Below are 13,946 nucleotides of genomic sequence, written 5' to 3'. Positions count from 1 at the left end.
CCGGTGCGGGCGCATTGCCACTCTTTCGATGACCCTTGTGCGACATTTCCGTAGAGTTCCCGCCACCCCTTTTCGGGCGGTCGCGGATGGTTCTCAGACGACGGGCGGGGGGCCGTCCTTGGGGCGGCCGAGGACTCCGGGGCGCTGCTGCCAGGGCAGCGGGCCGGTGGGCGGCCGGTAGCCGACACCGAGGGCGTCAAGTCGCCGGTAGTGCACGGCCATCCGGCGCTCGAAGTCCGCGAAGTCGCGGTCGGCGGGGGCGGGCAGCGCGCTCCAGGCGACCTCGGCGAAGGCCACGAGGCGCGGGTACGCCTGGTAGTCCACGCGCGCGGGGGTCTCCATCACCTCGGTCCACACATTGGCCTGGGTGCCCAGGACATGGCGGGCTTCATCGGAGGTGAGCTGCGGGGGAACGGGTTCGAAACGGTAGACGTCCTCCAGGGTGCGGACCCAGCCGATGGGCACCGGCTCGTCCGCGCCGCCGTCCTGACGGTGGTCCAGGTAGACCTGCTGCTCGGGGCACATGACGACGTCGTGGCCCGCGCGGGCCGCCGTGATGCCGCCCTGGTAGCCGCGCCAGGAGGAGACGGCGGCGCCGGGCGCGAGGCCGCCCTCCAGGATCTCGTCCCAGCCGATGAGGCGGCGCCCGCGCGCGGTGAGCCAGTGGTCGAAGTGCCGGATGAACCAGGACTGCAACTCGTCCTCGTCGCGCAGACCGAGTTCCTTGATACGGGCCTGCGCCGCGGGCGACTGCTTCCACTGGTCCTTGGGGCACTCGTCGCCGCCGATGTGCACGAACTCCGAGAAGCGGCCCGCGCCGGCCGGGAACAGATCGAGGACTTCTTCGAGTACGCCCTCGTAGAACCGCAGGGTGTTGTCAGTGGGGGCGAGTACGTTCGGATTGACGCCCCAGGTGTCCCAGACGGAGAGGGAGGTCGTGTCGATGACGTCGGTGTTGCCGAGTTCCGGGTATGCGGTGATGGCGGCCTGCGAGTGGCCGGGGATGTCGATTTCGGGGATGACGCTGATATGCCGCGCGGTGGCGTAGGCGACGATCTCGCGGATGTCGTCCTGGGTGTAGAAGCCACCGTGCGGCTTGTCCTCCCACAGGGGTGAGGCGCGGTGGCCGTATTTCGTGCGGGACCGCCAGGAGCCCGACTCGGTCAGCTTGGGATAGCGCTTGATCTCGATGCGCCAGCCCTGGTCGTCGGTGAGGTGGAAATGGAAGACGTTCAGTTTGTGCGCGGCGAGCAGGTCGAGATGGCGCAGGACGCCGTCCTTGGGCGTGAAGTGCCGTGAGACGTCGAGCATGAGGCCGCGCCAGGCGAAGCGGGGCGTGTCCTCGGCGCTGATCGGCGGAAGGGGCCAGGTGCGGCCGGGGAGCGGGGCGCACCGGTAGGCGTCCGGGCCGAGGAGCTGACGGAGGGTCTGGGCGGCCCAGAACAGACCGGCGGGACCGCCGCCGGTCAGCCGTGCGGTGTCGGGGGTCACCTCGATCCGGTAGCCCTCGTCGCCGAGTTCGGCCGCGAGAGCCGGGTCCACGGAGAGCGTGATGGTGTTCGCCCCCTCGGCGCCGTAGGGCGAGAGGGGAAGCCCGGTGGCGGCGCCGAGCGCGCCGCGCAGCCATCGCGCCACGCCCTGCGCGGCCTCGTCGGCGGCCACGAGCCGTGTCTCCGCGTCCAGTTCGAAGGACCCGCCGTCAGGGCCGGAGACCTGTCGGGGAGCGGGAATCAGAGAGTGAGTGGGATGCAGATCGGTCACGTCAGTCCTTCACCGCGCCGCCGAGTCCGGACACCAGGCGTCGCTGTACGAGTACGAAGAAGACCAGTACCGGAATGGTCATCACCGTGGATGCCGCCATGATCCCGCCCCAGTCGTTCTCATCGGGCTTGAAGAACACGAGCAGCGCCATCGGAAGGGTCGATTGGGAGGTGTCGCTGATGATGAAGGACTTGGCGAAGAGGAAGTCGTTCCAGGCGGAGATGAAGGAGAAGACGCTCGTCGCCACGAGCCCGGGGAAGACCAGCGGAAAGAGGATCTGCCAGAGGAATCGGCTGCGGCTCGCGCCGTCCAGCGCCGCGGCCTCCTCCAGCGCTTCGGGGACGGCCTTCACGAATCCCCGCAGCATCCAGATCGCGAAGGGCAGCGAGAAGGCGATGTGCGGCAGGATCAGGGCGCCCAGCGTGTTGAGCTGACCGAGGTCGCGCATCAGGAAGAACAGCGGGATGGCGAGCCCTTCCACGGGCACCATCTGTGCGATCAGGAACATGATCAGCAGGGTCGTACGGAATCGGAACCGGAAGCGGGTCACCGCGGTCGCCGCGAGGAATGCGATGAGCGCCGACACGAGCACCACGGAGACCGCGACGGTCAGGCTGTTGAGGAAGTAGCGGCCGAATTCCTGCTGTTGGAAGACGCGCCGGAAAGAATCGAGCGACGGGTCGAGCGTCCACGGCCGGGGCCGGGTCGACTCGATCTCACCCGCGGGTTTGAACGCCGACAGCACCATCCAATAAAGGGGGAATGCAACGACCACCGCGATGAGCAGGGCGGACGCCTCGGCGGCCAGCCGCCAGGGACGGCGGATCCGAAGCCGGCCCCGGGGACCAGCCGGACCGGACCCCTGACCGGGCCTCTGACCAGGCATCCGACCGCCCGGAACCCCCACTTTCCGCCCCGCCTTCCGACCCGCCTTCCGACCCGAATCCCGACTCGGCTCCTGACCGGATGTGACCGGCGCGACCGCGCTCACAGTTCCTCCCCCTGCCGCCGCAGCAGCCGCAAATACACGAGCGTGACCGCCAGCAGAATCAGCAGCATCACGACACCGATCGCGGAACCGAGGCTGTACTGCGAGGACGCGAACGCCTTTTGATACGCGTACACATTGAGCACCAGGTTCTGTCCGGCGATTCCGCCGCCGTTGGTCATCACATAGATCTGCGTGAAGACCTTGAAGTCCCAGATGACGGACTGGATGGTGACGACGACCAGGATCGGCCGGAGCATCGGCGCGAGGACCGACCGCCAGATCCGCCACTGCGACGCGCCGTCGAGCGACGCGGCCTCCAGGACCTCGGCGGGCACGGCGCGGATCCCGGCGTACACGGTGACCATCACGAACGGGAAGGAGCACCACACCACTTCGAGCATGACCAGCGCGAAGGCGCTGAGGCGTCCGTACGTCCAGGAGAAGTCACCGAGTCCGAGGACCTTGTTGACCGGGCCGAAGTCGGGGTCGAAGAGGAACACCCACACCGTGGAACCGGTGATCGCGGGCGTCGCCCACGCGCCGAGCGCCGCCAGCATCAGCGCGAGCCGGGGCACGGCCCGTACCCGGGTGAGCAGCACGGCGAGCGCGCAGCCGACGGCGAGGGTGGTGACGACACAGGCGCCGGCGAACAGCACGGTGGCGAGGAGCACCTGCCAGAACTGCTCGTCGCGGAAGAGGGTCGCGTAGTTGCCGAAGCCCTGGAAAGTGGTCGGCTCGCCGCCGCTGACCTGGGCCTGGGTGTACTCCAGGAAGGAGATCAGGCCGAGTTGGTAGATCGGGTAGACGAGCAGCCCGGCGAGGACGACCAGGGCGGGGGCGAGGTAGAGCCACGGGGTCCAGGCCGGGTGCCGCCGCGCCGCGCGTGCGGGCGGCGGGCCCTTGCGTACGGGCGGCTCGGCGAGGGAGATGTCGTGCGTCATGGGAGCCGGTGTCTCAGCCGGTGGCGCCGAACGCGGCGTCCATCTTCTTCGCCGCGTCGGCGGATGCCGCCGCCACGTCCTTACGGCCGCTGACGATCTCCTGGAACATCGTCGGCAGGACCTGCGAGGCGTCGATCTGGCCCCAGGCGGGCGAGGCGGGCACGAACTTGGCGCCGGCGCCGAGGGTCTTGATGAACGGCTCGACGTACGGCTGCTTGCGCGCGGCCTCCTCGCGGACGTCCGTGTAGGTCGGCAGGAAGCCCATCGCGTCGAAGAGTTCACCCTGCGTCTTCTTGCCGGCGAGCTCCTTGACCAGGTCGACGGCGAGAGTGCGGTGGGACGTGCTCTTCAGGACGCCGATGTTGTTGCCGCCGGCGAAGGCGGGGGCGATGTCGCCCTCCTTGACGCCCGGCAGTGGTACGACGGCGTACTTGCCCTTGACCGCGCCGTCCTCCATCGCCTGGTGGCTGAAGTCGCCGCCGATGGCCATGCCCGCCTTGCCCGAGGCGAAGGCGGTGACGGTGTCGTTGCCGCCCATGCCCGCGCACTTGGCGGCGGGACAGTTGTCGGCGCCGAAGAGCGAGGTGTAGCTCTTGATGCCCTTCTGGGCGGCGGCGCTGTCGATGGCGGAGGTGTACGAGTCGCCGTTCTTGTCGGCGAGTTCACCGCCGTTGGCCCAGATGAACGGCATCGCGCCATAGGTGTAGGCGCCGCCGACGGCGAGGCCGTACAGCTCCGGCTCGGCCTTGCGGATCTTCTTCGCGGCGGCGACGAGCTGGTCCTGGGTCTTCGGTACGTCGATCTTCAGCTGCTTGAAAAGGTCGGTGCGGTAGTAGAGGGCGCGTACGCCGACGAAGTAGGGGGCGCCGTAGATCTTGCCGTCGACGGTGACGGACTCCTTGGCCGTGGGGTCGGTGTCCTTGGCCTCGTCCCAGGCGCCGAACTCCTTGCTGATGTCGGCGAGTCCACCGTCCTTGACGTATCCGGCGGTGTCGGTGTTGCCGTACTCGATGACGTCCGGGGCGCTCTCGGGGTCGTTGAACGCGGCCTTGATCTTCTCGGCGCGGGTCTCGACCGGGATGTACTCGACCTTGACGTCGGCACCGTCGTGCGCCTTCTCGAAAGCGGCGACGGCGCTCTTGACGACGTCTTCCTTGGGCTTGTTGTTGACCTCCTGGAAGAGCCAGACGCGCAGGGTGCCGCTCTTCTCGTCCTTGTCCGAGCTGGTGTCGGAGCTCTGCGGGGCGCAGGCAGTCGCGGTGAGACCGGCGACGACAAGTGCCGCTATCGGGGCGGCCATTCGGGTCGAGAGCTGCTTCGGGAGCTTCATCGAGCGGTCCTCCGGGTTTCGCGTTGCAGCATACGCAACGGCTGTTTCGTGCTGCACAACACGACGGAGGCTAGAAGTAGACCAACACCCCAGACAAGAGGTCTCGACCACTCTGTGACCCAGGAGCCGAAATCGGTCACCCGTCCCCGTCCCCGCGACCGCCCTTCCCGGGCGCTTCCGGGCATGACAAAACCGCGGCACCCGTACGGGGGGTACCGCGGCTCTGTGTCGTACGAAATCACCGCGCGGGGCAGGACCCTGGCGGCGCGCTGTGGAGGCCGGGATCAGCCCCCTGGAAGGGGCGCGGGGAACTGCGCAAACAACCACCCACGACCCGCACACGGAAACCGACGCTCAGACCCCGCTCCGGTCCGGCCGTGCCGCGCCCCGCCGACCAGGCGGCACGCGGCACGCGAAAACCCGGTCACGTGTCACGCCGACCTACTTGTCCTTGCCGCCGCCCTTGCCGCCCTTGTCCTTGTCGCCGCCCGCTCCCATGGACTCGTAGATCTCCTTGCACATGGGGCACACGGGATACTTCTTCGGGTCGCGGCCGGGCACCCAGACCTTGCCGCAGAGCGCGACGACGGGCGTGCCGTCCAGCGCGCTCGCCATGATCTTGTCCTTCTGGACGTAGTGGGCGTAGCGCTCGTGATCACCGTCACCGTGCGACGTCTGCGGCGTCGGCTCTACGAGGGTCCCCGTACCTGTCCCGCGCTCGGGCTCAAGAGTGCTCATGCGATCCAGGGTACCCAGGGCCCCGCCCTAACGGCCGGGACGCCCGGCGAACGCCCCCCGAACCACCTTCGGCCCACATCAGGCCCACATCAGACCCACATCAGGCCCGCCTCCGAACGCCTTCCGGACGCCCTTCCCGCAGCGCGGAACTCCGTAGTAACTTCGCGAGCGCGTTCGGCGACGACCGTTCACGACAGCGAACCGGGGGGTTTCGGATGGCGGGGAATCGGCCAACGGATTGGCATGTCCTGGACCTGGAGAAGGATCCGACGCCGGGTGATCCGGACCGGGTGCGGACGCTGGCGAAGAGTCTGCACGATTTCGCGGACGACGTCGCCGAGGCGTTGCGGCTGGTCAAGGGGATGGCGGAGGAGGACGCGGTCCTGACGTGGGCGGGCAAGTCCGCCAAAGCCTTCCAGGACGAGTTCTCGGGCGTCCCGAAGAATCTGCGGAAGCTGAAGAAGTCGTACGAGATGGCGGGCGACGCGCTCGCCGCGTACTGGCCGAAACTGGAACGCGCCCAGGCGCTGGCGGACAAGGCCCTGGTGAAGGGCCGCGAGGCGCAGGCGGACCTCTCCTCCGCCCAGTCCCGTCTCACCTCCGCCGAATCCTGGGTGGACCGGGCGGGCAAGGAGGCGGACAAGTACAAGGACGACCCGACCGGCGGCAAGGACGTGCCGAAGCCGGATCCGGACAAGGTGAAGGCGGCGACCCGGGACGCGCAGAGCGCGAAGGACGCGCGTACGAGCGCCCAGTCGGATGTGTCGTCGGCGTCGAACGCGTTGGACGCGGCGAAGAAGATGGCCGCGGACGCCCGGAAGATGCGGGAGGACGCGGCGCGCGAGGCGAAGGACAAGATCGGCGACGCGTCGGACGCGGGGATCCAGAACCGGAAGTGGTGGGAGGAGGTCGGCGACTGGTTCACCGACAACTGGGACACCATTGTCGCGGTCTGCAAGGTAGTCGTGGCGGTGGTGGGCATCGTCGCCCTGATCATCGGCGGGCCGATCCTGGGAGCGATCGTCCTGATCGCGGCTCTCGTCGTCCTGGCGGACACGTTGAGCAAATACGCGAAGGGACAAGCCAGTCTCTGGGATGTGGGCTTCGCGGCCCTCGACTGCATCCCCGGTATGAAGGCCCTCACCAGCCTCCGAGGCATCGCCAAGGGCCTGAAGGGGCTCAAGGCCGGCATGAAGGGCATGAGCGCGGGGCTCAAGGGCCTCGGCAAGACGGGCCGGAACATGCTCGGTCGCGGCAAGGACGCCTTCGGCAGGAACGCCAAGGCGATCTGGAACAAGATGACCGACCCGATCGACCTGGCCACCGGCAAGATGTACCTGCCGCAGACCGACATCGAACTGCCCGGCCTGCTGCCCCTGGTGCTCTCCCGCCGGGTCGAGTCCGGTTACGGCGCGGGCTGGTGGTTCGGGCCCTGCTGGGCGTCGAGTCTGGACGAGCACCTGGAGGTCGACGCCCAGGGCGTCATCTACGTCTCGGAGGGCGGGCAGCTCCTGCCGTACCCGCACCCCGAGGGCCCCGATCTCCCCGTACTCCCGGAGACGGGCCAGCGGTGGCCGCTGCGCCGGCTGGACGACGGCGGTTACGCGGTCACCCTGACCGACACGGGCGAGACCCGGCGGTTCGCCGCGCCGGGCGGCGGGGTCGCCCGGCTGCGGCAGATCACCGACCGCAACGGGAACCACATCACCTTCGACCACGACGCGGACGGCGCCCCCACCGACGTACGGCACTCCGGCGGGTACCACCTCAAGGTCGAGACGGACGACGGCCGGGTCGTCGCGCTCCGTCTGGTGGGCGCGGGCGACGACGGGAGCGACGTCACCGTCAAGCGCTTCGGCTATACGGACGGCCTGCTCACGGAAGACATCAACTCCTCGGGTCTGCCGCTGCGATACGCGTACGACGAGCGCGGCCGGATCATCTCCTGGACCGACCGGAACGGGCGCGGCTACTCGTACACGTACGACGCTCTCGACCGCTGTGTCGCGGAGGCGGGTGAGGCCGGGCATCTCGCGGTCTCGCTGGACTACGACCAGACCCTGCCCAACCATCCCGGGCACCGGGTCACCACCCTCACGACGTCCGACGGCGCCGTCACCCGGTTCGTCATCAACGACGCCTGCCAGGTCGTCGCCGAGATCGACCCCCTCGGCCACACCTCCCGCACGACGTACGACCGGTACCACCACGTCACGTCGTTCACGGACGAGCTGGGCCGGGTCACCTCGTACGTGAACGACGAGGCGGGGCGGCCTGTCCTGATCCGCGCCCCCGACGGAGGCGAGACCACGGTCGCGTACCACCCGCTCGGCCCGGTCACGGACATGGTGCTGCCGGGGGGCCGCCGCTGGACCCGCACCTACGACGCGCGCGGCAACGGCCTGACCCTCACCGAACCCACCGGCGCCACCAGCCACTTCACGTACGACGAGGCGGGCCGGCTCACCTCGGTCACCGACCCGCTGGGCCGCACCACACGGCTCCTGTGCGACGAGGCGGGGCTCACCGTGCAGTCGGTCGACGCGAACGGCGGCCGGGTCCGGGTCGAGCGCGACACCTTCGGGCGCCCCCTTGCCGAGACCGGTCCGCTGGGCGCCACCATCCGCTGGGACTGGAGCACCGAGGGCAATCTGCTGAGCCTCACCGACCCGGACGGCGCCACCGAGCGCTGGGACTACGACGCCGAGGGCAACTGCGTCACGCACACCGACGCGGCGGACGCGGTGACGCGCTACGAGTACACGCACTTCGACCAGCTCAGCGCCCGGATCGAACCGGACGGCGCCCGCTACCGGTTCGACCACGACCCGGCGCTGCGGCTGACCCGGGTGACGGATGCGGCAGGGCGGACCTGGGACTACGGCTACGACGCGGCCGGGCGGCTGATCGCCGAATCGGACTTCGACGGCCGGGCGCGCCGCTACGAGCGGGACGCGGCGGGACAGCTCACGTCCCGGACGACCGCGTCCGGGCAGGTCGTCCGCCACCGGCACGACGCGCTGGGCCATGTCGTCCGGACGGAGGCCGAGGGGCGGGCGACCGACCTCACCTATGACGCGGCCGGTCTGCTGGTTCGCGCGGTCTGGCCGGACGGGGAGCTGACCCGTACATACGACCTGTGCGGCCAGTTGACGTCCGAGACGGTCAACGGGCGGACCGTGCGCCTCGCGTACGACGCAGCGGGACAGCTCGTCGAGCGGCGGACACCCGCCGGGATCCGCACGGAGTACACCTTCGACGCCGTGGGCAGGCGGACCGCGCTCACCGCCGGGGCGCACCGGATCGCCTTCGGCCACGACGCCGCGGGGCGCGAGACGAGCCGCGCGTGGGGCTCCGCGCTGCGGCTGTCCCAGGCGTGGGGTGCGGCCGATCGGCCGCTGGACCGGCAGGTGACCGGGGCGCACGGCGCGGCGCTGCCCCGCCACGCGTACACCTGGCGGCCGGACGGCGCGCTGACCGGGGCGGGCGACCGGCGCTACGACCTGGATCCCGCCGGACGCGTCACGCGCGTGGAGGCGGCGGGCTGGACGGAGACCTACGCCTACGACACGTCGGGCAACCAGACCGAAGCGCACTGGCCCGCCACGCACCCCGGCGCCGACGCCACCGGCACCCGCGCCTACGAAGGCAGCCGGCTGACAGCCGCCGGAAGCGTGCGGTACGCCCATGACGGTGCGGGGCGCCTGGTCACCCGCAGCCGCACCCGGCTGTCCCGTAAGCCCGATGTGTGGCGGTACGCCTGGGACGCGGAGGACCGGCTGACGCGGGTGACGGTGCCCGACGGCACGGTATGGCGCTATCAGTACGACCCGCTGGGGCGTCGTATCGCCAAACAGCGGATGGGGGCGGACGGGCACACCGTGCTGGAGGAGACCGTGTTCACCTGGCACGAGGGGACGCTGGTCGAGCAGTCGGCGACCTCGGCGCAGTGGCCGGGGCAGCAGACGATGACCTGGGAGTTCGACGAGGGAGGGCTCGCGCCCGTGTCTCAGACGGACGGATACGCGAGCGCGCGCGACGCGTCGCCGGAGGACATCGACACCCGGTTCTACGCCATCGTCACCGACCTGATCGGCACGCCCACCGACATGCTCGACGAGCAGGGCGCGGTGGTGTGGAGCCGCAGCGCGACGTTGTGGGGCGCGACGACGTGGAACAGCGACGCCACCGCGTACACACCGCTGCGCTTCCCTGGCCAGTACCACGATCTGGAGACCGGCCACCACTACAACGTGCACCGGCACTACGACCCCGAGGCGGGCCGTTACCTCAGTCAGGACCCGCTCGGTCTGCTGCCGGCGCCGAACCCCGTCACGTACATCCCCAACCCGCTGACCTGGGCGGACCCGTACGGTCTCTCGCCGTACGACCCGATCCGCATCAAGGCGGGACAGCAGTTGCCGGGCGCGTACAAGCTGAGCCCGCCGGAGATGGACTTCGTGCGTCAGCTGATGGCGAAGAAGCCGAACCTCCAGATCTTCCGGACCCATGGGGAGAAGTTCCAGGGGGACTTCATGGCGGTCGACATGTCCGATCCCAAGGATCTGGTGGCTTTCGTCGTCGACCATAAGATGGGTGGCGGCAACGCGGGACAGCAGCTCAAGAACGCCATGGACGCGGCGCGGCACGTGGGCATCAGGGACCCGTCGAAGGTGATCACCGGTTCGGGCGACACCCCGAAGCTGCTGGAGCTGATGGGCCGTGGTCGAGGAGCGTGGAACAACTAGTGATCATTCTTCCGGTCAGGGTCGGGGAACTCCTCGGCGACGTGGACGACACCAGGGCGGCGCTCCTGGCCCTCGATTTCGCGGAGTACGCGCTCGACGTACAGGCCGATGCCCTGGATCCGCGCCTGTACGCGGTCTGCCGCGCTTACACATCGGCGGCGCGTGAGGCCGTCGGGCCGGGGCGGGCGCCCGAGCGGCTGGTCCGGGCGAGCGACGAGTTCTTCACTGTCGGCACGGAGTTCCCCGGCCACTCGGCGGTGACCGGGGTCGCGGAGTGGGCCGTCAGGATCGGCTGCCAGGAGATGCTGGAGGCGGCCGGGGCACTCAGCCCGGCAAGCCGCATCAAGGTGACGGTCCGGGACGTGGCGACCCGCGTCCAGTCCGACCTCGGCCGCTGGTACGCCCAACAGACACCCGACGACCCGAACCGGGCGAAGGCGGACCGAGCGGCCCGCTGGGAAGAAGCCCGCCGCCAACTGCTCCACATCATCACCACAGAACCGAACCCGCACACCTCATGAACTCCGGGCGGGAGTCCGCAGTGCGGGAGTTCGCCGTCCACCCCCCTACTCCTCGAACCAAACCACCACCCGCACCCCCTCCCCCCCATGCACCCCCGCCAACGCCCCCATCACCGCCCACACCACCCCCCACGAACCGTCCTCCGGCACCGCATCCCTCCTCCGGGCCCGTTCCGCGCGGTACACCGTGCGGCCTGTGTCCCATTCCGTGCCCTCTTCCCAGAGGTCGGGGATGCGGTCGGGGGAGATCGTGAGGGTGTCCGTGCCGCTGGCGTGGGCGAAGCCTCGGGACCAGACGGAGCGGTGGACGAGTTCCAGGGTGCCGTCGGGGAGCCGGCGGTAGCGGGCGATGTCCGTGGCGCGGGGCAGGGCCGGCTCGTCCCAGTCGACGGCCGTGATCTCCTGCCAGGTCAGCCATGTCGCGCCGAAGGCCCCGGCGCCCCAGTCCGCCATCTCCGCGCCGGCCGTCTCCGACACATCGGGCGGCAGTCCGCGTCCCGCCGCGATCGGACGCCACACCCCGCTCCCCCGCACCCCGAACAGGCAGTCGTACGCCGGGTAGTCGCGGGCCACGCCCAGCAGGGGCAGAGGGATGGCCGGGTACCAGGCGGTCTCCGTCGGAGCCAGCCCGGGGCCCCACGTGCGGCACTCCACGTAGCCGTGGATGTCGGTTCCCATGAATCGATTCTGCCCGGCCAGAGAGGTCAGAGAGGTCAGTTCAGCGACGGGTCGTCGGGGTACGTGGCGACCATCGCCAGCTCGTTGCGCTGGCGCCGCAGCACCTCGCGCCACAGCCGCTCCGGCGCCGGCGACGACACATCACCCGGTTCCGACTCGACCACGTACCACGCGCCGTCGACCAGTTCGTTCTCCAGCTGTCCCGGCCCCCAGCCCGCGTAACCGGCGAAGATGCGCAGCGATCCGAGCGCCGACGCGAGGAGTTCCGGCGGGGCCTCCAGATCGACCAGGCCGATCGCCCCGTGCACCCGGCGCCAGCCGAGCGGCGCCCGTTCGCCCGAGACGGCGCCGCCCGGGATCACCGCGACGCCGAGCGCCGAGTCCAGCGAGACCGGGCCGCCCTGGAAGACGACCCCGGGGTCACCGGTGAGTTCGGCCCAGCCTTCGAGGATGTCGCCGACGTCCACCGGCGTGGGACGGTTGAGCACCACGCCGAGCGAGCCCTCCTCGTCGTGGTCGAGGAGCAGCACCACCGCGCGGTCGAAGTTCGGGTCCGCCAGGGCGGGGGTCGCCACGAGCAGCCGCCCTGTGAGCGAGGACACCTCGGTCATGGCAGACATGATCCCGCATCTTCCCCGCGTACGGGGACCCCACGTCCGTACCTGTCCGAAGGCAGCAGATGGGCGCACGGAAGCGGCCGGAGCGCACACCCCGGACGGACCCACCGCTACCCCCCGAACGGAGTCACCGCGCGTGCCCGTACGGCCACCTGCCGTGTTGTGGCGAATCCATGACGACGTGGCAACCGCACGTGCATACGGAACCGGTGCCCGTGGCCATTACGCTTGCTGCTCGGCCCCTTGCCCCTCCCAACTCGGAACGCGGAGATTCATGACCGTCACCGACGATGTACTGCTTGTCCACGGCGGAACCCCGCTGGAGGGAGAGATCCGTGTCCGCGGCGCGAAGAACCTCGTGCCCAAGGCCATGGTCGCCGCACTCCTCGGCAGCGGCCCGAGCCGGCTGCGCAATGTCCCGGACATCCGTGATGTCCGAGTAGTCCGGGGTTTGCTGCAACTGCACGGCGTGACCGTCCGACCCGGTGAGGAGCCGGGCGAACTGGTCCTCGACCCGACGCACGTCGAGAGCGCGAACGTCGCCGACATCGACGCGCACGCGGGCTCGTCGCGCATCCCGATCCTCTTCTGCGGCCCGCTCCTGCACCGCCTGGGCCACGCGTTCATCCCGGGCCTCGGCGGCTGCGACATCGGCGGCCGGCCGATCGACTTCCACTTCGACGTGCTGCGGCAGTTCGGCGCGCGGATCGAGAAGCGCGCGGACGGCCAGTACCTGGAGGCCCCGCAGCGGCTGCGCGGTACGAAGATCCGGCTGCCCTACCCGTCGGTCGGCACGACCGAGCAGGTGCTGCTCACGGCGGTCCTCGCGGAGGGCGTGACGGAGCTGTCCAACGCCGCCGTGGAGCCGGAGATCGAAGATCTCATCTGTGTGCTCCAGAAAATGGGCGCCATCATCGCGATGGACACGGACCGCACGATCCGTATCACCGGCGTCGACCGGCTCGGCGGCTACACGCACGCGGCCGTCCCGGACCGTCTGGAGGCCGCGTCGTGGGCGTCGGCGGCGCTGGCGACCGAGGGCAACATCTATGTGCGCGGCGCCCAGCAGCGCACGATGATGACGTTCCTGAACACGTATCGGAAGGTGGGCGGCGCCTTCGAGATCGATGACGAGGGCATCCGCTTCTGGCACCCGGGCGGCCAGCTCAAGTCGATCGCCCTGGAGACCGACGTACACCCCGGTTTCCAGACGGACTGGCAGCAGCCGCTGGTCGTCGCGCTGACGCAGGCCACGGGCCTGTCCATCGTCCACGAGACGGTGTACGAGTCCCGGCTCGGCTTCACCTCGGCGCTGAACCAGATGGGCGCGCACATCCAGCTCTACCGCGAGTGCCTGGGCGGCTCCGTCTGCCGGTTCGGGCAACGCAACTTCCTGCACTCGGCCGTCGTTTCGGGCCCCACCAAGCTCCAGGGCTCCGACCTGGTCATCCCCGACCTGCGCGGCGGCTTCTCGTATCTGATCGCCGCCCTCGCGGCCCAGGGCACGTCCCGGGTGCACGGCATCGAGCTGATCAACCGTGGCTACGAGAACTTCATGGACAAGCTCCAGGAGCTGGGCGCGAAGGTCGAACTGCCGGGCAAGACACCGCTGGGCTGAGGG

10 protein-coding genes are annotated in these 13,946 nt (G+C 69.8%); 3 read left to right on the top strand and 7 right to left on the bottom strand.

The window, feature by feature from the left end:
* Nucleotides 1-93: 93 nt before the first annotated feature.
* From ACIQNU_RS00380 to ACIQNU_RS00360, 5 genes are all read right to left on the bottom strand, one after another.
* On the bottom strand, nt 94-1,752 hold the full coding sequence (locus ACIQNU_RS00380; protein ID WP_401362316.1) for a beta-N-acetylhexosaminidase: 1,659 nt from the start codon (nt 1,750-1,752) through the stop codon (nt 94-96).
* A 10-nt stretch (nt 1,753-1,762) separates the two neighbouring features.
* Nucleotides 1,763-2,647 carry a carbohydrate ABC transporter permease gene (locus tag ACIQNU_RS00375; RefSeq protein WP_401359106.1) on the bottom strand — a complete coding sequence of 295 codons (885 nt, stop codon included), beginning with the start codon at nt 2,645-2,647 and terminating at the stop codon, nt 1,763-1,765.
* A 101-nt stretch (nt 2,648-2,748) separates the two neighbouring features.
* A complete protein-coding gene (locus ACIQNU_RS00370) occupies nt 2,749-3,693 on the bottom strand; it encodes a carbohydrate ABC transporter permease (RefSeq protein WP_401359103.1) in 945 nt (314 codons plus the stop codon).
* 13 nt (nt 3,694-3,706) lie between these two features.
* On the bottom strand, nt 3,707-5,023 hold the full coding sequence (locus ACIQNU_RS00365) for an extracellular solute-binding protein (protein ID WP_401359100.1): 1,317 nt from the start codon (nt 5,021-5,023) through the stop codon (nt 3,707-3,709).
* Between the two features lie 441 nt (nt 5,024-5,464).
* Nucleotides 5,465-5,761 carry a DUF3039 domain-containing protein gene (locus ACIQNU_RS00360; protein ID WP_401359097.1) on the bottom strand — a complete coding sequence of 99 codons (297 nt, stop codon included), beginning with the start codon at nt 5,759-5,761 and terminating at the stop codon, nt 5,465-5,467.
* 215 nt (nt 5,762-5,976) lie between these two features.
* On the opposite strand from ACIQNU_RS00360, the gene ACIQNU_RS00355 reads away from it, so the two are divergent.
* Complete coding sequence (locus ACIQNU_RS00355) at nt 5,977-10,509, top strand: RHS repeat-associated core domain-containing protein (RefSeq protein WP_401359094.1); 4,533 nt, start codon at nt 5,977-5,979, stop codon at nt 10,507-10,509.
* Entirely contained in the window at nt 10,509-11,030 is a 522-nt protein-coding gene (locus ACIQNU_RS00350) for a hypothetical protein (RefSeq protein WP_401359092.1), read from the top strand. The genes ACIQNU_RS00355 and ACIQNU_RS00350 overlap by 1 nt, the downstream gene beginning before the upstream one ends.
* Before the next feature lie 45 nt (nt 11,031-11,075).
* On the opposite strand, the gene ACIQNU_RS00345 is transcribed toward ACIQNU_RS00350, so the two are convergent.
* Nucleotides 11,076-11,708: a hypothetical protein gene (locus ACIQNU_RS00345; protein ID WP_401359090.1), complete on the bottom strand. Its 633-nt coding sequence runs from the start codon at nt 11,706-11,708 to the stop codon at nt 11,076-11,078.
* 35 nt (nt 11,709-11,743) lie between these two features.
* Nucleotides 11,744-12,319, bottom strand: coding sequence for a YqgE/AlgH family protein (locus tag ACIQNU_RS00340; protein ID WP_401362313.1), 576 nt, complete (start codon nt 12,317-12,319; stop codon nt 11,744-11,746).
* 280 nt (nt 12,320-12,599) lie between these two features.
* Here ACIQNU_RS00340 and murA point away from each other — a divergent pair, with 280 nt between their 5' ends.
* Nucleotides 12,600-13,943, top strand: a complete 1,344-nt coding sequence (gene murA, locus ACIQNU_RS00335) for a UDP-N-acetylglucosamine 1-carboxyvinyltransferase (RefSeq protein ID WP_401359087.1) — start codon at nt 12,600-12,602, stop codon at nt 13,941-13,943.
* The last annotated feature ends 3 nt before the right edge of the window (nt 13,944-13,946 follow it).

The sequence above is a fragment of the Streptomyces sp. NPDC091292 genome (genome assembly GCF_044757265.1).
Classification (GTDB): Bacteria; Actinomycetota; Actinomycetes; order Streptomycetales; family Streptomycetaceae; genus Streptomyces.
This window is presented reverse-complemented; position numbering and strand designations above follow the sequence as displayed.

Coding starts and splice junctions, on each gene's coding strand:
- ACIQNU_RS00375 (WP_401359106.1), bottom strand. CDS start 2,647: ATGCCTGGTCAGAGGCCCGGTCAGGGGTCCGGTCCGGCTGGTCCCCGG.
- ACIQNU_RS00370 (WP_401359103.1), bottom strand. CDS start 3,693: ATGACGCACGACATCTCCCTCGCCGAGCCGCCCGTACGCAAGGGCCCG.
- ACIQNU_RS00365 (WP_401359100.1), bottom strand. CDS start 5,023: ATGAAGCTCCCGAAGCAGCTCTCGACCCGAATGGCCGCCCCGATAGCG.
- ACIQNU_RS00360 (WP_401359097.1), bottom strand. CDS start 5,761: ATGAGCACTCTTGAGCCCGAGCGCGGGACAGGTACGGGGACCCTCGTA.
- ACIQNU_RS00355 (WP_401359094.1), top strand. CDS start 5,977: ATGGCGGGGAATCGGCCAACGGATTGGCATGTCCTGGACCTGGAGAAG.
- ACIQNU_RS00345 (WP_401359090.1), bottom strand. CDS start 11,708: ATGGGAACCGACATCCACGGCTACGTGGAGTGCCGCACGTGGGGCCCC.
- ACIQNU_RS00340 (WP_401362313.1), bottom strand. CDS start 12,319: ATGACCGAGGTGTCCTCGCTCACAGGGCGGCTGCTCGTGGCGACCCCC.
- murA (WP_401359087.1), top strand. CDS start 12,600: ATGACCGTCACCGACGATGTACTGCTTGTCCACGGCGGAACCCCGCTG.